At 62.5% G+C, this 20,142-nt stretch carries 18 protein-coding genes; 10 read left to right on the top strand and 8 right to left on the bottom strand.

The window, feature by feature from the left end; translation table 11 throughout:
- Positions 1–9 precede the first annotated feature (9 nt).
- The 4 genes from ACEXP3_RS14190 to ACEXP3_RS14175 all read right to left on the bottom strand — a co-directional run bounded on the left by ACEXP3_RS14190 (position 10) and on the right by ACEXP3_RS14175 (position 4,793).
- Positions 10–1,515 (bottom strand): ATPase domain-containing protein, encoded by a 1,506-nt coding sequence (locus ACEXP3_RS14190; protein ID WP_377297871.1) that lies wholly within the window; start codon positions 1,513–1,515, stop codon positions 10–12.
- Positions 1,516–1,783: 268 nt separating this feature from the next.
- Positions 1,784–2,425 (bottom strand): ThuA domain-containing protein, encoded by a 642-nt coding sequence (locus ACEXP3_RS14185; RefSeq protein ID WP_377297870.1) that lies wholly within the window; start codon positions 2,423–2,425, stop codon positions 1,784–1,786.
- 22 nt (positions 2,426–2,447) lie between these two features.
- Positions 2,448–3,548, bottom strand: a complete 1,101-nt coding sequence (locus ACEXP3_RS14180; RefSeq protein ID WP_377297869.1) for a Gfo/Idh/MocA family protein — start codon at positions 3,546–3,548, stop codon at positions 2,448–2,450.
- Between the two features lie 39 nt (positions 3,549–3,587).
- A complete protein-coding gene (locus tag ACEXP3_RS14175; protein WP_377297868.1) occupies positions 3,588–4,793 on the bottom strand; it encodes an ROK family protein in 1,206 nt (401 codons plus the stop codon).
- Between the two features lie 209 nt (positions 4,794–5,002).
- On the opposite strand from ACEXP3_RS14175, the gene ACEXP3_RS14170 reads away from it, so the two are divergent.
- From ACEXP3_RS14170 to ACEXP3_RS14155, 4 genes are all read left to right on the top strand, one after another.
- Complete coding sequence (locus tag ACEXP3_RS14170; protein ID WP_377297867.1) at positions 5,003–6,301, top strand: ABC transporter substrate-binding protein; 1,299 nt, start codon at positions 5,003–5,005, stop codon at positions 6,299–6,301.
- An 85-nt stretch (positions 6,302–6,386) separates the two neighbouring features.
- A complete protein-coding gene (locus tag ACEXP3_RS14165) occupies positions 6,387–7,316 on the top strand; it encodes a carbohydrate ABC transporter permease (protein ID WP_377297996.1) in 930 nt (309 codons plus the stop codon).
- The gene (locus ACEXP3_RS14160) at positions 7,309–8,157 is read left to right on the top strand and encodes a carbohydrate ABC transporter permease (RefSeq protein ID WP_377297866.1); all 849 of its coding nucleotides are present in this window, start codon (positions 7,309–7,311) and stop codon (positions 8,155–8,157) included. Before ACEXP3_RS14165 ends, ACEXP3_RS14160 begins: the two co-directional genes overlap by 8 nt.
- Before the next feature lie 18 nt (positions 8,158–8,175).
- Positions 8,176–9,243, top strand: coding sequence for an ABC transporter ATP-binding protein (locus ACEXP3_RS14155; RefSeq protein WP_210104818.1), 1,068 nt, complete (start codon positions 8,176–8,178; stop codon positions 9,241–9,243).
- A 60-nt stretch (positions 9,244–9,303) separates the two neighbouring features.
- On the opposite strand, the gene ACEXP3_RS14150 is transcribed toward ACEXP3_RS14155, so the two are convergent.
- Positions 9,304–11,412, bottom strand: coding sequence for a carboxy terminal-processing peptidase (locus ACEXP3_RS14150; protein WP_377297865.1), 2,109 nt, complete (start codon positions 11,410–11,412; stop codon positions 9,304–9,306).
- A 298-nt stretch (positions 11,413–11,710) separates the two neighbouring features.
- Here ACEXP3_RS14150 and ACEXP3_RS14145 point away from each other — a divergent pair, with 298 nt between their 5' ends.
- Genes ACEXP3_RS14145 through ACEXP3_RS14135 form a run of 3 tightly spaced genes read left to right on the top strand, consistent with a single transcriptional unit; the run spans position 11,711 to position 14,204 of the window.
- Complete coding sequence (locus tag ACEXP3_RS14145) at positions 11,711–12,409, top strand: fumarylacetoacetate hydrolase family protein (protein WP_377297864.1); 699 nt, start codon at positions 11,711–11,713, stop codon at positions 12,407–12,409.
- Positions 12,410–12,435: 26 nt separating this feature from the next.
- Positions 12,436–12,963 (top strand): gamma carbonic anhydrase family protein, encoded by a 528-nt coding sequence (locus ACEXP3_RS14140; protein ID WP_377297863.1) that lies wholly within the window; start codon positions 12,436–12,438, stop codon positions 12,961–12,963.
- Entirely contained in the window at positions 12,960–14,204 is a 1,245-nt protein-coding gene (locus ACEXP3_RS14135; RefSeq protein ID WP_377297862.1) for a GGDEF domain-containing protein, read from the top strand. The genes ACEXP3_RS14140 and ACEXP3_RS14135 overlap by 4 nt, the downstream gene beginning before the upstream one ends.
- 5 nt (positions 14,205–14,209) lie before the next feature.
- Here the strand turns inward: ACEXP3_RS14135 and ACEXP3_RS14130 are convergent, their stop codons facing one another.
- From ACEXP3_RS14130 to ACEXP3_RS14120, 3 genes are read right to left on the bottom strand one after another with little or no spacing between them, the layout of a single operon-like run.
- Complete coding sequence (locus ACEXP3_RS14130; protein WP_210104813.1) at positions 14,210–14,614, bottom strand: Fur family transcriptional regulator; 405 nt, start codon at positions 14,612–14,614, stop codon at positions 14,210–14,212.
- Positions 14,611–15,438 (bottom strand): metal ABC transporter permease, encoded by an 828-nt coding sequence (locus ACEXP3_RS14125; RefSeq protein ID WP_377297995.1) that lies wholly within the window; start codon positions 15,436–15,438, stop codon positions 14,611–14,613. Before ACEXP3_RS14125 ends, ACEXP3_RS14130 begins: the two co-directional genes overlap by 4 nt.
- On the bottom strand, positions 15,431–16,363 hold the full coding sequence (locus ACEXP3_RS14120; protein WP_377297861.1) for an ATP-binding cassette domain-containing protein: 933 nt from the start codon (positions 16,361–16,363) through the stop codon (positions 15,431–15,433). Before ACEXP3_RS14120 ends, ACEXP3_RS14125 begins: the two co-directional genes overlap by 8 nt.
- A 99-nt stretch (positions 16,364–16,462) precedes the next feature.
- Here ACEXP3_RS14120 and znuA point away from each other — a divergent pair, with 99 nt between their 5' ends.
- From znuA to ACEXP3_RS14105, 3 genes are all read left to right on the top strand, one after another.
- Positions 16,463–17,500: a zinc ABC transporter substrate-binding protein ZnuA gene (znuA, locus tag ACEXP3_RS14115; RefSeq protein ID WP_377297860.1), complete on the top strand. Its 1,038-nt coding sequence runs from the start codon at positions 16,463–16,465 to the stop codon at positions 17,498–17,500.
- 87 nt (positions 17,501–17,587) lie between these two features.
- Positions 17,588–18,805 carry a GTP-binding protein gene (locus ACEXP3_RS14110; protein ID WP_377297859.1) on the top strand — a complete coding sequence of 406 codons (1,218 nt, stop codon included), beginning with the start codon at positions 17,588–17,590 and terminating at the stop codon, positions 18,803–18,805.
- A gap of 151 nt (positions 18,806–18,956) precedes the next feature.
- Positions 18,957–20,075 carry a metallophosphoesterase gene (locus ACEXP3_RS14105; RefSeq protein ID WP_377297858.1) on the top strand — a complete coding sequence of 373 codons (1,119 nt, stop codon included), beginning with the start codon at positions 18,957–18,959 and terminating at the stop codon, positions 20,073–20,075.
- Positions 20,076–20,142: the final 67 nt, after the last annotated feature.

Raw genomic sequence — 20,142 nt, 5'->3', positions numbered from 1 at the left:
ACGGCACGGTTAGGAATGGGAGCCGTCCTCCCGGAGCGTGGGCAAGAGAGGCTGGTCGCCGACAAATTCCGGAACGCCGCGCAAGACGCCCTGGAAGTCGGAGAGAGGATCGCCCAGCGTCAGACCGGTTTCGCCGATCTTGTATTCGCGGATCGTTTCCTCGTGCGGGCCTGTGCGCTTCTTGATCACCGAGATTGCCCGGCGCACGCGACCCTGCGCCTCGAAATAGCGCAGAAGGATGACGGTGTCGGCGAGATAGGTGACATCCACCGGCGATTTCATGTCGCCGACCAATCCATGCTGCGCCACCGTGATGAAGGTGTTGGCGCCCTGCCGGTTCAGGTATTGCAGCAACTCATGCATATGCAGCACCAGCGCATTTTCTTCGGGCATCGCCGCCTGATAGCCGTTGATGCTGTCAATGACGACCGTCTTTGCATCAAAGCTTGCGACGCGGTCGCGCACGCGCTGGGTAAATTCGCCCGGCGACAATTCCGCCGCGTCCAGCTGTTCGACATGGACGAGACCCTTGTCCCGCATACCTTCAAGGTCCAGCCCCATCGCCCGGGTCCTTGAGAACAGCAGCCCCAGTTCCTCGTCGAAGATGAAGATGGCGGCGCGCTCGCCACGCTCGACCGCGGCTTTGACAAATTGCAGCGAGAACAGGGTTTTGCCCGTGCCGGCCGGACCAAGCAGCAACGTGCTCGACCCGCGATCGACACCGCCGCCGAGAAGCTTGTCCAGCGCAGCAATGCCCGTCTGCAGAATTGTTCGCGCAAAGCCCGTCCGGTGTTCGACTGCGCGCAATCGCGGGAAGACCGCAAGGCCACCGGTGCGGATGACGACATCATGATAGCCGCCACGAAACGCCTGCCCGCGATATTTCAGCACCCGCAGCCGACGGCGCTCGGAGCCGTATTCCGGCGCCAGCTGTTCAAGATGGATGACGCCGTGGACGACGCTGTGCACGGTCTTGTCGGCTGCATCCGACGTCATGTCATCAAGCAGTAGGACCGTTGCATCCGAGCGCGAGAAGAAATGCTTCATGGCCAGAATCTGGCGGCGGTAGCGCAGCGACCCTTGCGCCAACAGGCGGATTTCCGACAGGCTGTCGATCACCACCCGATGCGGCCTCACTCGCTCGAAAGCCTGGAAGATCAGCTTGGTCGTTTCGCCAAGCTCGAGGTCGGCGGAGTAGAGAAGGCTCTGCTGCTGATCGGCATCCAGCAGGCTTTCGGGGGGAACAAGCTCGAAAATCTCGACGGCGCCGTCAATGTCCTTGCCGTGGGAACGGGCGCTGCCGCGCAGTTCCTCCTCCGTCTCCGACAGGGTGATGTAAAGGCACCGCTCGCCATTTGCAGCACCTTCCAGAAGAAACTGGATGGCAACCGTCGTCTTGCCCGTTCCGGGAGCGCCTTCCAGCAGGAAGACGTGTCGGCGCGTGAGGCCACCCGCCAGAATGTCGTCCAGTCCCTCGACGCCGGTTTTGGCTTTCGTCGTTGAGATTTCCGTCATGCGCCCTCCTTGAAGATCAATTTAGATAGGGCGGTCCTTCCTGTTTGGTAGACGACAAGACGCGGTTTCGGCACGTTTTGTTCCGCCCTGCGCAGGACACGCACGTGCCGCGTGCGGCTTTCAGGCAGCGAAAACGAGGAAAAGGAAACGACGCAGCCGCTTCCTGCAGAGGGACAAGTCGAAAGGCGACGCAGCCCTTTCCCACGCCCCTTTCCGGGGCGTGGAGATGTTGAGGAGATGTCGGTGATGACAAGACTCGGAGGCGGCTTTAGCGGGCCGCCCACTGTGCGCCGCGACGAAAGATCGTGCGCATCTGCGGGACGTCAAATTCCTTGGCGACATGGCCGAGCGACGAATAGAACACGCGGCCCTTGCCGTAATTGCGCTTCCAGACGACCGGCATCACCACTCCGTCGATCCAGTAGGCATGATCACCGCGAAACGTCGTCGTCGCCAAAACCTCGTTGGAGGGATCGACATGCATGTAATACTGCTCCGACGTGTAGGGGAAATCGCCGATGCCTTCCATGACCGCATCGTCCGACCGGGTAACGTTCACGGTGTAATCGATGATATTGCCCGGATGGGCGACCCACTGGCCGCCGATGATGAACTGGTATTCGACGCATTCGCGGAAGGCATCGCCGGCGCCGCCGTGATAGCCGGCAATGCCGACACCACCCTCGACGGCGGCGGCAAGGTTCTTCGCCTCCTCCTTCTCGATCTTCGACATGGTCATGATCGGCACGATCAGCGACAGGTCATGGATCGACGGATCGGCAAAGGCCTCGGTGGTGTTTTCCAGATAGACCTTGAAACCGTCCTCCTGGAGAATATCCCTTATGATATGGGCGCATTCCTGCGGTTCGTGGCCGCTCCAGCCACCCCATACGATCAAAGCTTCGCGCATCTTGGTCTCCTCCAAATCAGTGTCAGCGAGCAAGCTCGCCGTTCAGCAGTGATTGCTTGAGCGGCGCCGGCCGCTCCGGTCGTGTGGTGATGGTGACGGTCTCGCCCGTGTCCGAGGCGCGCCCGAAGGCTTCCATGACCTCCAGCACATGCAGCGCCAGATCGCCATTGGCACGGTGCGGGCGGCCGGACAGGATGGCATGCGCCATGTCGGCAACGCCAAGAGAGCGGAAATTGCCATCGGCATAGGGTTCGGTGGTGGCCTGCGGCTCGAAGGCGCCACCCTTCTTCAACAGCTCGATCTCACCACCGAAGCGGTTGGGGTCGGGCACGATGAGCGTGCCTTCCGTGCCGTAGATCTCGATCGGCACATGCTTGTGGCCTGCCACATCAAAGCTCATGCCGATCTGAACGACGGCGCCGCTTGCAAAGGCCATGACACCGCAGACATGGGTGGGAATATGAACCGGAATTTTCTGGCCGTTGCGCGGCTCGCTGGTGATGATGCGCTCGCTGCGCGGCGCAATCGCAAAGCCCGCCACCCGCGCGACCGGCCCCAGAAGGTTGACGAGATCGGTGATGTAATAGGGCCCCATGTCGAGCATCGGCCCGCCGCCGGCTTCATAGTAGAAGTCCGGGTTCGGATGCCAGCGCTCGTGGCCGGGGCACATGAAGGTAGCCGTGCCGCCGACCGGCGTGCCGAGCACGCCCGTATCGATGATCGCCCTCGCCGTCTGGTGGGCGCCGCCGAGAAACGTGTCGGGCGCCGCACCGATGCGAAGACCGCGGGCGGAGGCTGTTTCGGCCAGTTTCTGCCCTTCTGCGAAAGTAACACCGAGCGGCTTTTCGCTATAGGTGTGCTTGCCATGCGCAAGCGCCTGAAGCCCCACCTCGACATGCGCCTTCGGCACCGTCAGGTTGACGATCAGCTGGATGGCAGGATCGGCCAACAGTTCATCGATGCCACGCGCGACAAGGTTGAACTCGGCGGCGCGCTGCTCGGCCAGTCCCCGGTTGAGATCGGCAATGCCCCGGATATCGAGGACCGGAAACGACGCCATGGCCGTGAGATAGGCCGAAGAGATATTGCCGCATCCGATGATGCCAATGCCGAGCTTTTCCATGGTTCTCCTCCCAATGCAGATGCTGGATCGACCGCGCCGTCAAAGGCTCAAGGCCGGGCCCGTGGTTCCCCAGGGCGATTCGTAAAGTTCGCGCAGGGCAACGACCGCTGCCCCTTGCGCCCAGGCCTCGTCGGGCGATTCATCGAACACCAGTTCGGCGACCTCCCGGATCGAGCGTGGAATGGCCTGCGCGTAAGACTGGCGCAGGCTGTCGATGAACATCGCCCCGAGCGACAGCGTCTGGCCGACGATGATGACGCGCGGCGGTCCGAAGAGCGTGACGATATTGGCAATGGCAAGCCCGACGGCCTCTCCGGCCCGCAGCGCAGCCGCCGCCAGCGGATGATCCCTGGAGGCAATCAGCGCCTGCGCATGCGCCATGCCGCGCCCGAGCCGCACGGCTTCGGCAAAATGCCCGCTCGCCTGCTGCTCGCCAAGGATCGCTGTTTCCCCGGCAATGGCCGAGAGCCTCACCGTTTCGTCAAGCGTCACACCAAGGACGAGGTCGCCGAGGTTATGGCTGAGACCGCCCGCGCCGCGAAACAGCTGGCCATTGTGCAGAAGCGCAAGTCCCAGCGTTTGCTCCAGCGACACGATGACGAAATCATCGAGGTCGCGCGCCTGGCCGAACCAGTGATGGGCAAGCGCGATCGCATGCGCATCGCTTTCCACGATGGTCGGACGGTTGAGCCGGCTGGTCATCTCTTCGGCAAAATTGACGTCGGTCTCGCGAAAGACCGGGCTGGAGCGGACCTTGCCGGTGCGGTGTTCGACGACGCCCGGAAGCCCGAGGCACACGGTGTCGATATCGCCGAGCGACAGGCCGGCATCAACGACGCAGCGACGCACGCCATCCTCGACGAGATCGCTGATCACCGCGATCGGAAGACGGTCCACCCGCACCGGGATGGTGAGCTTCGACAGCACCTCGCCGCAAAAATTCGTCAGCGCAAAGACGATGCGGTTGGTGGCGATCTTGGCGCCGACGACGCGGGCCGCATCCGGATTGAGTTTCAGCATCACGCGCGGACGGCCGCGGGCCGCCGTGTTGCGGATATCGCCTTCGTGTCTCGTCAGGATCAGCCCGTCATCGAGCAGCGAGGCCGTGATCGCAGAAACCGTGGTGGTGGACAGCTGCGAGCGTTCGCTGATCTCGACCCGCGAGATCGGCCCTCGCCTGCGGATCTTGTCGAGCACCGTGAACCGGTTGATCGCGCGCATCAATTCTGGGTCTGCAGTCTTCATGGATCAGCGGATGCTCACGAAAGGAACCGAACCTGCAGAGGGATATTTTTGCAGGGATACGAACTAAATAGCGGCGAGGCAGTGCACGTTGTCAAGCCACGCCGCTCAAATTATCGGCGAATTCGATTGACAACGCGACAGATGTCGTTTGAATTAATCCGCATAAGGGAAAAATTGAGGATGGTTATTTCCCTTGGGAGGAGACATCAATGACCGATCATCATCGGGCGCCTGTTGGCGCCTGGCTGAGCACGCTTGCCGCGGCCACAGCCCTTTCCGCATTTGTCTGCACACCGGCGATGTCGGCGCAGACCGTCGTCAAATGGATGCACGTGGAAACCGTCCCGGCCTATGTGCAGGCCTGGGAGGAGATTGCCCAAAAATACGAGGCGCAGCATCCGGATGTCGACATCCAGCTGCAGTTCCTCGAAAACGAGGCGTTCAAGGCCAAGTTGCCGACGCTCCTGCAATCGGACGCCGCCCCCGACTTCTTCTACAGCTGGGGTGGTGGCGTGCTGCGCCAGCAGGCCCAGACGGGTGCGCTGAAGGACCTGACCGAGGCGATGAATGCCAATGGCGGCGCCTGGGCGAAAACCTACAAGCCGGCCGCGGTGAACGGCTTCACCTTCGACGGCAAGATCCACGCGGTTCCCTATCGGATGGGCACCGTCAGCTTTTTCTACAACCGGGAGCTTTTCGCCAAGGCCGGCGTGAAGGCGGACAGCATCAAGACCTGGGACGACTTCCTCGGCGCCGTCAAGACGCTGAAGGCCGCCGGCATCACGCCGATTGCCGGCGGTGGCGGCGACAAGTGGCCGCTGCATTTCTACTGGAGCTATCTCGTCATGCGCAATGGCGGGCAGAAGGTGTTCGAAGCGGCCAAGAACAAGGAGGGCGAAGGCTTCCTGGACCCGGCCGTGATCAAGGCCGGTGAGCAGCTTGCCGCGCTTGGCAAGCTGGAGCCGTTCCAGAACGGCTATCTCGGCGCCACCTGGCCGCAAACGCTGGGCGCCTTCGGCGATGGCCGCGCCGCCATGCTGCTCGGCTTTGAAAACACCGAGCCCAACCAGAGAAAGAATGCCGGCGACGGCAAGGGGCTTGCCTCCGACAATATCGGCCGTTTCGCCTTCCCGACCGTCGCAGGCGGCGCCGGCAAGGCAACCGATACGCTGGGCGGCCTCAACGGCTGGGGTGTCACCAAGCGTGCCTCCCCCGCCGCGATCGACTTCCTGCGCTTCCTCACCAGCCCGGAAACCGAACGGGAGCTTGCTGCCAAGGGCATGATCATCCCGGCGGCGGTCAATGCCGAGGATGCGCTGAAGGATAGGCTCGTGCGCGAATCCGCCGACCAGCTGGCGGCGTCCACCTGGCACCAGAACTTCTTCGACCAGGATCTCGGCCCCTCCGTCGGGCGCGTGGTCAACGACGTCTCCGTGGAAATCCTGTCCGGACAGATGACCGCGAAGGATGGTGCCCAGGCGATCCAGGACGCCATCGAACTGGAGTGAGTGCACGGCCGGCAAGAGCGTTCAGGCGCTTTTGCCGGCCGCCTCGCCTCCCCATCGATCGACGAGGAAGAATGGGATGACCAATATGACCGCGAGCCTTGGCGAGGCGTCCGTTCCGGATGCCGCCGCACATGTGCGCTACAAGAGCCCGACCGCCCGCGGCAGGCTGCCGGCGCTCATCATTTTCCTGCCGCCGGCGCTGCTTCTGTTTACGCTTTTCGTCATTCTGCCGATGGGGGAAGCAGCCTGGTACAGCCTCTATCGCTGGAACGGCTACGGCACGCCGACTGAATTCGTCGGCACGCGCAATTTCCAGGTGCTGTTCAACAATGCGGCCTTTTCGCAGGCGCTGGTCAATAACGGCCTGATCATCCTCGTGTCGCTTCTTCTGCAGGTGCCGCTCGCCATCTGGCTTGCGGTGATGCTCAGCCGAAAGATCGCCGGCGTCGTTGCCTTCCGGCTGGTGTTCTTCCTGCCCTATGTGCTGGCCGACGTTGCAGCCGGCCTTATCTGGCGTTTCGTCTATGACGGCGATTACGGGCTGTTTGCCGCCATTGCCGGCTTTTTCGGCGTCGCCACCCCTTATGTGCTCGCCGACAAGGATCTGGCCATCTACGCGGTCCTTGCGGTGGTCATCTGGAAATATTTCGGCTTCCACATGATGCTGTTCATTGCCGGCCTGCAGGCGCTCGACAAGAGCATCATGGAAGCGGCCGAGATCGATGGCGCGACAGGCTGGCAGAAGTTCCGCTTCATCACGCTGCCGCTGCTCGGCTCGACGGTCCGGCTCTCCGTCTTCTTTGCCATCATCGGCTCGCTGCAGCTGTTTGACCTCATCATGCCGCTGACTGGCGGAGGCCCGTCCAATTCGACGCAGACCATGGTCACCTTCCTCTACACCTACGGCGTCACCCGCATGCAGGTCGGTCTCGGCAGCGCCGTCGGTGTCGTCCTCTTCGTCATCTGCGTGACGATCGCCTTCGGCTACAAAAGGATCTTCATGCGCCATGACTGACACGACCTCCACCCGCCGCATGCCAATCGGCACCCGGATTTATCTTTACCTGTCGCTGTCGCTGGTGGCGGCCATCGTGCTGGTGCCGCTGGTGACGACTGCCCTTGGCGGCTTCAAGACGCTCGGCGACCTCAGGGTCAATCCGTTCGGCCTGCCCAGCGGCTGGGTCTGGTCGAACTATGTCGATATCCTCTTCGGCGAGCGCTACTGGCGCCAGATGGTCAATTCGCTGATCATTGCCTGCACCACCGTATTCCTGACGCTCGTCGTCTCGTCGATGGCGGCCTTCTGCTTTGCCCATATCCGGTTTTTCGGGGCAAACCAGCTGCTCAACTATTTCCTCATCGGCCTGATGTTTCCGGCAGCCACCGCCATCCTGCCGCTGTTCATCCGTATCCGCGATCTGGGCCTGCTCGACAGCTATTGGGGCGTGATCCTGCCGCAGGTGGCCTTCGGGCTCGGCATGAGCATCCTTCTCTTCCGCAACTATTTCCGCAACCTGCCGGAAGACCTGTTCCAGGCGGCCTTTGTCGACGGCTGCGGCTATATCCGCTTCTTCTGGTACATCTCGCTGCCGCTGTCGCGGCCGATCGTGGCGACCGTCGGCATCGTCACCTTTGTCAGCAGCTGGAACAGCTACATCCTGCCGCTGATCATGCTGAACACCGAGAGCAAATACCCCTGGCCGCTTGGCATCATGGTCTATCGCGGAGAATTCGGCACCGACTGGCAGCTGGTGCTGGCCTTCATCACGCTCACCATCCTGCCGACGATCATCGTCTTCTTCCTCGCGCAGAAACACATCATCGCAGGCCTGACGGCCGGCGCAGTCAAGTCTTGAGACAAAAGGATACGCAACATGGCATCGGTCGGTCTCCGTCACATCGCCAAGAGTTACGGCGCGCTGCAGGTCGTCCACGACGTGTCGCTTGCCGTCGAAGACGGTGAGTTCATCGCGCTGGTCGGCCCCTCCGGCTGCGGAAAGTCGACGCTTCTGCGCATGATCGCCGGGCTGGAGGACATCACCGGCGGCGAAGTCTTGATCGGCGGCACGGTCGTCAACGCCATGACGCCGCGCGAGCGCAACATCGCCATGGTGTTCCAGTCCTACGCGCTTTACCCGCATATGTCGGTCGCCGACAATATGGGCTTCAACCTGAAGCTTGCCGGCGTGACGAAGCCTGAGATTGCCCGGCGCGTGCAGGAAGCGGCCAGGATGCTGGCGCTCGAGGATCTGCTTCAGCGAAAGCCGAGCCAGCTGTCCGGCGGCCAGCGGCAGCGTGTCGCCATGGGGCGTGCCGTCGTGCGCGATCCGGCCGTGTTCCTCTTCGACGAACCGCTCTCCAACCTCGATGCCAAGCTGCGCGTGCAGATGCGCACCGAAATCAAGGCGCTTCACCAGAAGGTCGGCACGACCTCCATCTACGTCACGCACGACCAGATCGAGGCAATGACGCTTGCCGACCGCATCGTCGTTCTCAATGCCGGCCGCATCGAACAGGTCGGCACGCCGATGGAGCTTTACCGGACGCCCGCCAATCTCTTTGTCGCGGGCTTCATCGGCTCGCCCGCGATGAACCTGCTGGAGGGCACGATCGACGCGGACCAGGACCAGCCGGTGGTGCGGCTGAACGGCGGCTCGTCCATTCGCATCGCGCCAGAGCGGCGCGTGCGACGCGGCCAGAGCGTCCGGATCGGGCTCAGACCGGAGCATCTGACGGCAACAGGTGACGAAAGCATCGGCGGGCAGACGCTGCTGGTCGAACCGACCGGTGCCCAGACGCATGTGCTGTTCGAGTTTGCCGGCCAGCAGATGACCGCGGTGGTCGATGGCGACCATCCGGCCCGCCATGGCACGCCGTTTCGCGCCGGCATCGACCGCAACCTCGTCTACGTGTTCGACGGCGAAAGCGGAAAGACCCTGTAGAACCCTTCCCGATGGAAAACCCATCCGATGCCGGTCAAGGCCGGCATCGGATGCAAGACGTCAGTCCGTCTTGCCGGTCGGAGCGCCCGCCCGGCCCTTTTCCCCAAGCAGATCGACCTGATCGGAGAGGATCGCGGCCGCTTCGGTGCGCAGCACATCCTTTTCGTTCTTGCGGGCATTTTCGATCGCCACATCGGCCCTGAGGCTGCGCTCGTTCGACTGCAGCCCGTCATCCGACGTATCGCCGATATCTTCGCCCGCCTGGCGGGCCGCCTTCAGCCGCGCGGCCACGGCATCGACCTCCCGCTTGCGCTCGGCTTCGTTGAGCGAGACGGAAGGCTTTTCCCGTTGCGCCTTCATTTCGGCGGCGGTTTCGACGAAGCGCTGGAAATCGGCATTTCCTTTGACGCGCGCATCGTGACGTTCCTGCAGCTGCGGCAGAACGGCCTTGATATCGGTCTTGGCCTTATAGGTGGCCGGCTTGATCTGCGCCCAAGGCAAGGCATTGTCAAAGCTCGATTCGCCGAGCGTCTTCGGATCGGACAGGCTCGGCAGGCTGATATCGGGCGTTACGCCGCGCAGCTGCGTGGTGCCGCCATCGACGCGGAAGAACTGCGCAATGGTCAGTTTCAGCTGACCGAAGATCGGCGTCGTATTGCGGGCAATCTGATCGAGGTCGATCACCGTCTGCACCGTGCCCTTGCCGAAACTCTGCTCGCCGACGATAACCCCACGTCCGTAATCCTGGATGGCGGCGGCAAAAATTTCAGACGCCGAGGCAGACCCGCGGTTGATCAGCACGGCGAGCGGCCCCGCCCAGGCCGGATGACGGCGGTCGTCGTTTTCCACCTCGACCTTGCCCGTCGCATCGCGTTGCTGCACGACCGGCCCGCGCCCGACAAACAGGCCCGTCAGGTCGATCGCCTCCGTCAGCGAACCGCCGCCATTGTTGCGCAGATCCATGAGAACGCCGTCAACGTTCTCTTCCTTCAGCTCGCCAAGCAGCTTTTCGACGTCGCGGCTGGCGCTGCGATAGTTCTTGTCGCCCTTCCGGCGCGCGTCGAAATCCTCATAGAACACCGGCAGCGTGATCACGCCGATCTTGCGGGTGACACCACCCTCCTGCACCGGAACGACCGTCTTCTGGGCCGCCTGCTTTTCGAGGCTCACCTTTTCGCGCACAAGGCTGATGATCCGGTGGCTGCCACTCTCGCCGGCATCGACCGGCAGGAGGTCGAGACGCACGATGGTGCCCTTGGTGCCGCGGATGAGTTGCACGACCTGATCGAGGCGCGTGCCGACGACTTCCGTGATGGGGCCTTCGGCGCCCTGACCGACGCCGACGATCCGATCGCCGACGGCGAGTTTCCCCGACACCTGCGCCGGCCCGCCCGGAACCAGTTCGCGCACGGTGGTATAGCCGTCGCGGTCCTGCAGCACAGCGCCGATACCAACTAGGGAGAGCTTCATCGAGATGTCGAAATCGGCGGAGGCGGAGGCGCCGAAATAATCCGTGTGGGGATCGACCGACGTGGTGTAGGCCGCCATGAACGACTGGAAGACGTCTGCGCTATTATAAGTGTTCACGCGGTCCAGCAGGTTCTTGTAGCGCTTGTCGAGCGTCTCGCGGATCGCGTCATCCTTCTGGCCGGCAAGCTTCAGGCGCAGCCAGTCATTCTTGGCGCGCTTGCGCCAGAGGTCGTCCGCCTGTTCAGCCGTCTTCGGCCAGGGCGCCTTGTCGCGCGACAGCGTCAGTTCTTCCTGCAAGCTGAAATCAAAACCCTTCTTCAACTGACCCCGCGCAAAGCTGACGCGCTCAGCCATGCGCGCGAGATACACGTCGAAGATGGCGAACGGGATATCGAGCTTCTCGCTCTTGATGGCATCGTCAATGCGCGTGCGGTCGGCGGCGAAGGAATCGATGTCGGACTGCAGAAAGAAGCTGCGATCCGGATCCAGCGACTGCAGATAGCGATCGAGGATCTTGCCGGACAGGGCGTCATCAAGCGGCACCGGCTTATAGGCATAGCGTGAGAGCAATTGCGCGCTCAGATTGGCAGCCTTGCCCTGGCCTTCCAGCGGCACCAGATGCGGCGGCGCCGAATCGAGCGCATGCACCGGCACGGCCAAGATCAGGAAAAGGCCCAGTAAACTGTTTATGAGGCGCATGAGCACATTCCTTCCGCGTCCATCTTCGTCCTGATGGTGGTGAAACACCCGGAGCCATTTGGCAACCTGATAAATGCAAACTGCACCAAACGGTGAACATCCGTGTGCGTCAGGACGGGTACTCGCCCGGCGAGCAAGGGGCGCAGCCGACAGATCCGCCCGAGCCGCTGATTGCGTTGCACCTCTCCCGTTCCAGAAGCGGGCGACACTCCGCCGGATGTGAACAGAGGGCCACGAAAATCCCAAGACAAAGCGCTCACTCTGTTTTACGGATGATTCAGGATTCTGATCAAGGAACATGTGCATGCCAGACACGCCCCTCGTCTTTCCGCTGCCCGCCCCGGTGCTCCTGCCGATCAAGGGATCGCAGGCTGCCTTTCCGGTACGCCGCGTTTACTGCGTCGGGCGAAACTATGCCGATCATGCCATTGAAATGGGCCACGACCCGTCGCGCGAGCCGCCCTTCTTCTTCCAGAAAAACCCGCAGAATCTGGTGACCGACGGCCGCTTCCCCTATCCGCCCTTGTCATCCAACGTGCATTTCGAGGTGGAATTGGTGATGGGGCTGAAGGCGGGCGGTCGCGATATCGCGCTCGATGCCGCCTTCGATTGCGTCTGGGGCTACGGCGTCGGCATCGATTTCACCCGCCGCGACCTGCAGGATCTCGCCAAGAAGGCCAGCCGGCCGTGGGAAGCGGCCAAGGCCTTCGAGGGCTCTGCCCCGGTGTCGCCGCTTGTGGCCGCCGAGGCAATCGGCCACCCGCAGACGGGCGCGATCTGGCTCGACGTCAACGGCGAGCGCAAGCAGTCGGGCGATCTGGCGCAGATGATCTGGAAGCTGCCGGAAATCATCTGCGAGCTTTCGAAACTCTTTACGCTGGCCCCCGGTGATATCATCATGACGGGAACACCGGCAGGCGTCGGGCCGATCGTGGCCGGCGACCGTATCACCTGTGGCGTCGAAGGCGTGGCCGACCTCGCAATCGATGTGATCTGACAGGCAGCTTTGGCAGGGGAAAGCAGATGCCGCTTTATGCTCTAGGTGACCAGCAGCCGACGGTTCCCGACGGTGGCCACTTCTGGGTGGCGCCGGGCGCCCATGTCATGGGCAAGGTCGCGATCGGTGAGGATGTCGGCATCTGGTTCGGCGCCGTGCTGCGCGGCGACAACGAGTGGATCACGCTCGGCGCCGGCACCAATGTGCAGGAAAACACCGTCATTCATACCGACTGGGGCTTTCCCGCCACCATCGGCCAGGGCTGCACGATCGGCCACGGCGCCATCATCCATGGCTGCACGATCGGCGACAACAGTCTGGTCGGCATGGGAGCCACCATTCTGAACGGCGCCCGGATCGGCAAAAATTGCCTTGTCGGTGCCAATGCGCTGGTGACCGAAGGCAAGGAGTTCCCGGACAACAGCCTGATCGTCGGGGCACCGGCCAAGGCCATCCGCACGCTGGACGACGAGGCGGTGGCAAAGCTCAAACTGTCGGCGCAGAATTATGCCGCCAACTGGAAACGGTTTGCCGCGGATCTTCGTCCTCTATGAGCATGTTTTTCTCCTCCGTCGACGAGGCCGATACGGAACTGCCGAACGACATCGACCTTGACCCGCTGATCGAAAAGAGCCTCGTTCAGCCGTGGTGGAAGCTGCGCTTCGAGGAACCCCTAGAGACGGTCTACCAGGCCCATATCGAACGAAACAAATGGCGCCAGACCACCATTGTCGGCGGTCTCTGCCTGCTGATCTTCAACAGCGGCGCCATCCTCGACTATGTCCTCAAGCCGGAAGACATCTGGATTTCGCTCTTTCTGCGCGTCGTTGTCGGCACGGTCCCCTGCGGGCTTCTGTTCTGGTGCACGCGCTATGTCCGCAACCACCGCAGGCGCGACGGCATGGTGGCCGCAGGCCTCCTCCTCATTGCGCTCGTCATCAATCTGCTGCTGGCGATCCGCGGCGGCGTGCCGATGCGGCAGGCGTTCAGCATGGGACTGCTGATCGTCGTGATCAACATCGTGATGCAGCTGCCGCTGATGTTCGCCTTTGTGTGCAACCTCGGCGTCTTTTTCCTCAACGTCGCGTTTGTCATGATCGTCTCCAGACCGAACAGCGGCGAACCGGCCATGGCGCTGGTGTTCATCGCGGTTGCGAGCGCCATCACGCTTCTGGCCTCGCTGCGGCTGGATACCGCGCTGAGACGGCTCTATCTGGTGCTGTTGCGCGAAAGGGTGCGCCATGAGGCGGTGCGCCGGGAAAATCAGGCGCTGAACACCTATTCCTATACCGACACGCTGACCGGCATTGCCAACCGCCGCCGGCTGGACGAGGCGCTGCAAAATGCCTGGCAGACGGCGCGCGAAACACAAAGGCCGCTGGCGCTGCTGATCATCGATATCGACCATTTCAAGCGCTATAACGACACCTATGGGCATCCGGCCGGCGATGCCTGCCTGGCATGGGTGGCGCGTGCGGTGGCGAGCACCACGCGGACAGGACTTGATCTTGCAGCCCGCATGGGTGGCGAGGAGTTTGCCGTTCTGCTGATCGATTGCGAGGCTGTGGGCGCCCGGCTGGTTGCCGAGCGGATCCATCAGGCTGTCTCCAGCCATGCCACGGCCTTATCCGCAAACCAGCTCCTGGAACCGGTCACCGTCAGCATCGGGATGAGTGTCAGCGTGCCGGTGGCCGGCGCATCCGTTGAGGATTTCATCCAGGCGGCCGACGATGCGCTCTACCGGGCCAAAGAGAACGGCCGCAACCAGACCTGCGGACAGGCTGAGGCCGCCTGAGGGAATCAGGCGGCGCAGGCGCTGCAGAGGCCGCGCAGCTCGATCGTGGTCTTTTCCGCCTTGAACCCCTTCTGCCGCGCCCAGCCCTCCAAGCGATCATCGATGGCGTGATCGTGAAACTCGCTCACCTGGCCGCAGCTTTCGCAGATGGCAAAGGCCACCGTGCCATGGTGGCGGCAGCAGGACTGCTCCTTGTGGGAGCAGGCCACGAACGAGTTCAGGCTTTCCAGCCGGTGCACCAGTCCCAGTTCCAGAAGCTTGTCGAGCGCCCGGTACACCTGGAGCGGCGCGCGAAACCCATTGTCGCGCAGCTTGTCGAGGATCGTATAGGCGCTCATCGGTGCATCGGCGCGGTTGAGGGCCTCGAAAACCAGGGACTGGTTTTTGGTCAGGTTCGGCGCGGTGTTCATCGGCGATCTCCCGTCATGGGCGTGGATGAGGCCAGGCCTTTGCCGGCAACGGGCAAAAGGCTGAGGATGAAAAGAACAAGGGCCGCCACCACGATCGAGGGACCGGAGGGCGTGTCGCCATAGAGCGAGCCGAAGAGGCCGCCGATCACCGCAATCGCGCCCAAGACGGATGACAGAACGGCCATGGCCTCGGGGCTTGCGGAATAGCGGCGCGCGGTGGCGGCCGGTATGATGAGGAGCGCGGTAATCAGCATGATGCCGACGATCTTCATGGCAATAGCAATGACGAGCGCCATCAGCAGCATGAACAGCAGGCGGGCCCGATCCGGATTCTGGCCCTCGGCCTCGGCCAGATCATGGCTGACGGTGGAGGCAATCAGCGGCTGCCACAAAAAGACGAGGCAGACGAGGACAAAGGCGCCACCCAGCCAGATCAGCAGGATATCGGCAGGTGTCACCGCCAGGATATCGCCGAACAGGAAGGCGATGAGATCAATGCGCACCGAGGTCATGAAGGCCACGAGCACAAGACCGATGGCGAGCGTCGAATGGGACAGGATGCCAAGAAGCGAATCCGCCGACAGCGCCTGCCGGCGCTGGAGAAGCAGCAGCAGCAGAGACACACCAACCGCCACGGCAAAGACGCTGAGTAGCAGGTTCACCTCGAAAAACAGCGACAGCGCCACGCCGAGCAGGGCCGAATGAGCCATCGTATCGCCGAAATAGGCCATGCGCCGCCACACGACCAGGCAACCGAGCGGGCCGGTGGTCAGCGCAAGGCCGATGCCGGCCAGAAGCGCGCGCACGAAAAAATCGTCAAGCATGGCGATGCGCCTCCCCAGCCCGATGCGGATGAGCGTGGCGATGATCGTGGTCATGCGCGTGATCTTCATGCGCGTGCTCGTGGCCATGGTCGTGACCATGGTCGTGGTCGTGGCCTTCCGCGTGATGATGACCGTCACCCGGATGGCAGTGATCCGTAATGCTACCATCGCCGTGCTGGACACGACCATCCGGCAGATGGGTATGATCGTGATTGTGGTTATAGACGGCAAGGCCGCGGCCGATATTGCCAAACAGCCGGCGGTAATCATCGCTCTGGCTGACGACCGCCGGCGTTCCCCGGCAGCAGACATGGCCATTGAGGCACACGACCGTATCGGTGCCGGCCATGACCATATGCAGATCATGCGAGATCATCAAAATGCCGCAGCCGGTTGTCTGGCGGATCGAACCGATCAGTTCGTAAAGCGCCGTCTCGCCGGCGAAATCGACGCCCTGCACCGGCTCATCGAGCACCAGCAGGTCCGGATCGCGGGCCATGGCGCGCGCCAGAAGCGCCCGCTGGAATTCGCCGCCGGAGAGATGCTGCACCTCTGCCTTCAATAGGTGGGGTATGCCGACGGCCTCCAGCGACGCCATGAGCTTGCCGGCCTTCAGCCGGCCCGTGAGCTGCATCAGGCGCTCGACGGAAAGCGGCATCGTCCGGTCGATCGACAGTTTCTGCGGCACATACCCGACCGAGAGCCCGCCAGAGCGGACGACAGTGCCCTCATCGGGCTTCAGCACGCCGATCGCAAGCTTCGCGGTCGTCGATTTTCCCGCGCCGTTCGGGCCGATCAGGGTGACGATCTCGCCGCGTGCAATGGTGAGATCGACGCCGCGCACCAGCCATCGTCCCTGCCGGTGAATGCCGCCATTGGCAATCGAAACGAGCGTCCCCTCACGGGCTTGCGGTTGCATCAACATCAAATTTCCTGCCGTGGTGTTGCCCTCTGCTATTACACACGTTATAGCGTAACACAACCAATGTAATAACATTACAGAACGCATTCAAGGAGCGCCCGCATGAAGTCCGTAACCGCAGCCCTGTTGGCGTCCGCCACTCTGTTTGCCGCGGCCGATGCCATGGCCGCACCTCAGGTGGTGGTGTCGATCAAGCCGATCCATTCGCTCGTCGCGGCCGTGATGGAGGGCGTGGGCGAGCCGAAACTGATCGTGGAAGGGGCAGCCTCGCCGCACACCTATACGATGAAGCCCTCCAACGCCCGCGCCATCCAGGATGCCGACCTCGTGTTCTGGATCGGACCCAACATGGAAGCTTTCCTCGACAAGCCACTGGACGCTCTGAGCAAATCGGCAACCGTCGTGGCGCTTGGAGATGCGCCGGGTCTCCAAAAACTGCCGTTCCGCGAAGGCGGCGCCTTTGAAGCCCATGACGACGGCGATGCGCACGAGGCGCATGAAGCGGGCGATCATGGTGCAGAACATGCCGAAGCGCATGACGATCACGCCGGCGAAGACGCCCATCAGCATGAGACGCACGAAGCCCATGCCGAGCATGACCACGCGCATTCCCACGAAGGCTTCGACACGCATATGTGGCTCGACCCGATGAATGCCAAGGCGATGGCAAAGGAGATCGAGGCAAAGCTCATTGCCGTCGATCCGGAAAACATCGCCGTCTACAACAAGAACACGCTGGCACTCCTGAAGAAGATCGATGCTCTGGATGCCGACCTGAAGGCGACCGTCGAGCCGGTGAAAGACAAGCCCTTCGTGGTGTTCCACGATGCCTACCAGTATTTCGAGCACCGCTACGACATTCGCGTGGCGGGCTCGATCACGGTCAGCCCCGAAACGGCACCCGGCGCCGAACGCCTCTCCGACATTCACAAGAAGCTCGTCGAGCTTGGGGCGGCCTGCGTGTTTGCCGAACCCCAGTTCACGCCGAAACTGATCAAGGTCGTGACCGAGGGCACCAAGGCCCGCGCTGGCGTTCTCGACCCCGAAGGGGCTTCGCTGAAGGAAGGGCCGGAGCTCTATTTCCAGCTGATGCACAACCTTGGCAATGCGCTGAGCGAGTGCCTGTCTCGCGACAGCTGAGCCGCAAACGGCCGCGACTGGACAAAGGCGGCTTTCCGCCTTTTTTCAGAACACAATATGTTACGTTATAACAATTGGAGAATTCAGATGGATCATCGTCCGACGGACAAACGACTGCCGGTGACCGTGCTCTCCGGCTTTCTGGGGGCGGGCAAAACAACGCTGCTCAACCATATCCTCACCAACCGCGATGGGCTTCGCGTGGCCGTCATCGTCAACGACATGAGCGAGGTCAATATCGATGCGGCGCTGGTGCGCGACGGTGGCGCCGGCCTCTCGCGCACGCAGGAACAGCTGGTGGAAATGACCAATGGCTGCATCTGTTGCACGCTGCGCGACGACCTGTTGAAGGAGGTTCGCCAGCTCGCCGAACAAAGACGCTTCGACTACCTGCTGATCGAATCGACCGGTATTGCAGAGCCGCTGCCGGTGGCGGCCACCTTCGAGTTTCGCGACGAGAGCGGCAAGAGCCTGTCGGATGTGGCGCGGCTCGATACGATGGTGACGGTGGTGGATGCCGCCAACCTGCTGAAGGATTATGGCTCTTTCGATTTCCTCTCAGACCGGGGTGAAATTGCAGGCGAAGGCGACACCCGCACGCTCGTCGATCTTCTGGTGGAGCAGATCGAGTTCGCCGATGTGGTCGTGCTGAACAAGGTGTCAGCGGCATCGCCCGAGGCGCTCTCGGCAGCCCGCGCGATCATTGCCGGTCTCAACCCCGATGCGCGCATTGTCGAGGCGGATTTCGGCGCGGTGTCATCCGGCTCCGTGCTGGGCACCGGCCTCTTCGATTTCGCCCGGGCAGAAACCCATCCGCTCTGGTTCAAGGAATTGCACGGCTTTAACGATCACGTTCCGGAGACGGAGGAATACGGCATTCGCTCCTTCGTCTACCGGGCGCGCCGGCCGTTCGATCCGGCCAAACTGCATGACTTCATCAACCGGTCCTGGCCGGGTGTCATCCGCGCCAAGGGATTTTTCTGGCTGGCCACCCGCGCCTATCACGTCGGGGAAATTTCCCAGGCAGGTGCCCTCATCCGCACGCAGAAACTCGGCCTCTGGTGGGATGCAGTACCGCGCGACCAGTGGCCGGACGATGCGGGCTTCAGGAGCGGCCTTGCCCGCTATCTCGATCCTATCTGGGGTGACCGGCGTCAGGAGATCGTCTTCATCGGTGCCGATCAAATGGACGAATGCTGGATCCGCAACCATCTCGACATCTGCCTTCTGCCGGACAGCGAATTCAAGCCGGACCGCTGGCGCGATCTGCCGGACCCGTTTGCCAGCTGGAGCCGGGCGAGCTGACGGATAGGCCTGATAAAACGTCACCTGCCGTTTGACACAGCGCGATGCAGTGACCACATGCGCCTCACCGCACGGCGCGCCTGGATGAGCCTTTGACAATCCAGGCGCGCCGGCTTTGCGTAGCAGGCAGCAGTTGTCATAGGCGTCATTCATGTTTCATCTTATTTTCGGTCTGCCCTGGCTGGTGGTCGTTCTGCGGTTCATCCAGCCCCTGCCCTGGCTTTTGTCGGTCAAGTTTGGCGTCGCTGCGGTTCTGCTCGTTGCTTCGCAATACCACTTCATCAGCCGGCTTTCCTCCGGATCGGTGTTTTCACCGGAATTTCCGCGCCCGCTGATCATCGCCTTCAACATCATCTTCGGCGCGCTCGTTCTCCTCGCCGTCTTCCAGCTGGCAGTCGATGCAATCTCGCTGGTACTTCTCGCCCTGAAGGGCCATTTCCCGGCCGTGCCGCCTGTTGCGCGCTATGCGCTGGGGCTTGCAGCACTGGCGCTTTCAGCCTTCGGCGTGTCGCAGGCCGTACGGGTGCCGCCGGTCAAGACCATCGACATCGCGATTGCCGGCCTGCCCGCGGAATTTGACGGATACCGCCTTCTGCAGCTGACAGACCTGCATATCAGCCGCCTTTTCCCGGAACGATGGGCGAGAGACGTCGTCGCCCGCTCGAACGCCCTTGGCGCGGACCTGATCGTCGTCACCGGCGATTTCATCGACGGAAGTATCGAGAGCCGAAGGCAGGACGTCGCGCCGCTGGCAGGCCTTGACGCCCGTGACGGCGTCTATGCCATTCCGGGCAATCACGAGTATTTCTTCGAGTATGAGCGCTGGATGCAGCACCTGTCCGGCCTCGGTTTCTCCATGCTCTCCAACAACCATACCGTCATACGGCGCGGCGACGCGGCCCTGACCCTTGCCGGCGTGGCCGACCTTTCGGCCGCCCGCAGTGCAGCGCCCCCGCACGATCTTGCTGCTGCCCTTCGCGGCGCGCCGCCGCAGGCGCCGGTCGTTCTGCTCGACCACCAGCCCATGCTGGCAGCCACCGCTGCCAAGGCGGGCGTCGCCCTGCAGCTTTCCGGCCACACGCATGGCGGCATGATGATTGGCCTCGACCGGGTGGTCGCCCGCGCCAACAATGGCTTCGTCTCGGGCCTTTACGAGGTCGATGGCATGCAGCTTTACGTCAACAATGGCACGGCGCTCTGGCCGGGCTTTGCGTTGAGGCTCGGCATTCCCTCGGAACTGACGGTCATCACCCTGCGCCGCAAGAACTGACGGGGCGCCAGGCGAAGCAAAGGCGAAAACACGAAAACCCGGCGCGAGGCCGGGTCTCCAGATCATG

This window comes from Neorhizobium fuzhouense, from assembly GCF_042611105.1.
Taxonomy (GTDB): domain Bacteria; phylum Pseudomonadota; class Alphaproteobacteria; order Rhizobiales; family Rhizobiaceae; genus Neorhizobium; species Neorhizobium galegae_A.
Note: the sequence above shows the minus strand (reverse complement) of the source record. Positions and strands in the feature narration are given on the sequence as shown.

What these genes read in the sequence shown, in the direction of transcription:
- ACEXP3_RS14155 (WP_210104818.1), top strand. Translation starts at nt 8,176, where the DNA reads ATGGCATCGGTCGGTCTCCGTCACATCGCCAAGAGTTACGGCGCGCTG.
- ACEXP3_RS14170 (WP_377297867.1), top strand. Translation starts at nt 5,003, where the DNA reads ATGACCGATCATCATCGGGCGCCTGTTGGCGCCTGGCTGAGCACGCTT.
- ACEXP3_RS14110 (WP_377297859.1), top strand. Translation starts at nt 17,588, where the DNA reads ATGGATCATCGTCCGACGGACAAACGACTGCCGGTGACCGTGCTCTCC.
- ACEXP3_RS14165 (WP_377297996.1), top strand. Translation starts at nt 6,387, where the DNA reads ATGACCGCGAGCCTTGGCGAGGCGTCCGTTCCGGATGCCGCCGCACAT.
- ACEXP3_RS14120 (WP_377297861.1), bottom strand. Translation starts at nt 16,363, where the DNA reads ATGTTGATGCAACCGCAAGCCCGTGAGGGGACGCTCGTTTCGATTGCC.
- ACEXP3_RS14125 (WP_377297995.1), bottom strand. Translation starts at nt 15,438, where the DNA reads ATGCTTGACGATTTTTTCGTGCGCGCGCTTCTGGCCGGCATCGGCCTT.
- ACEXP3_RS14135 (WP_377297862.1), top strand. Translation starts at nt 12,960, where the DNA reads ATGAGCATGTTTTTCTCCTCCGTCGACGAGGCCGATACGGAACTGCCG.
- ACEXP3_RS14160 (WP_377297866.1), top strand. Translation starts at nt 7,309, where the DNA reads ATGACTGACACGACCTCCACCCGCCGCATGCCAATCGGCACCCGGATT.
- znuA (WP_377297860.1), top strand. Translation starts at nt 16,463, where the DNA reads ATGAAGTCCGTAACCGCAGCCCTGTTGGCGTCCGCCACTCTGTTTGCC.
- ACEXP3_RS14140 (WP_377297863.1), top strand. Translation starts at nt 12,436, where the DNA reads ATGCCGCTTTATGCTCTAGGTGACCAGCAGCCGACGGTTCCCGACGGT.
- ACEXP3_RS14180 (WP_377297869.1), bottom strand. Translation starts at nt 3,548, where the DNA reads ATGGAAAAGCTCGGCATTGGCATCATCGGATGCGGCAATATCTCTTCG.
- ACEXP3_RS14185 (WP_377297870.1), bottom strand. Translation starts at nt 2,425, where the DNA reads ATGCGCGAAGCTTTGATCGTATGGGGTGGCTGGAGCGGCCACGAACCG.
- ACEXP3_RS14145 (WP_377297864.1), top strand. Translation starts at nt 11,711, where the DNA reads ATGTGCATGCCAGACACGCCCCTCGTCTTTCCGCTGCCCGCCCCGGTG.
- ACEXP3_RS14190 (WP_377297871.1), bottom strand. Translation starts at nt 1,515, where the DNA reads ATGACGGAAATCTCAACGACGAAAGCCAAAACCGGCGTCGAGGGACTG.
- ACEXP3_RS14105 (WP_377297858.1), top strand. Translation starts at nt 18,957, where the DNA reads ATGTTTCATCTTATTTTCGGTCTGCCCTGGCTGGTGGTCGTTCTGCGG.
- ACEXP3_RS14175 (WP_377297868.1), bottom strand. Translation starts at nt 4,793, where the DNA reads ATGAAGACTGCAGACCCAGAATTGATGCGCGCGATCAACCGGTTCACG.
- ACEXP3_RS14130 (WP_210104813.1), bottom strand. Translation starts at nt 14,614, where the DNA reads ATGAACACCGCGCCGAACCTGACCAAAAACCAGTCCCTGGTTTTCGAG.
- ACEXP3_RS14150 (WP_377297865.1), bottom strand. Translation starts at nt 11,412, where the DNA reads ATGCGCCTCATAAACAGTTTACTGGGCCTTTTCCTGATCTTGGCCGTG.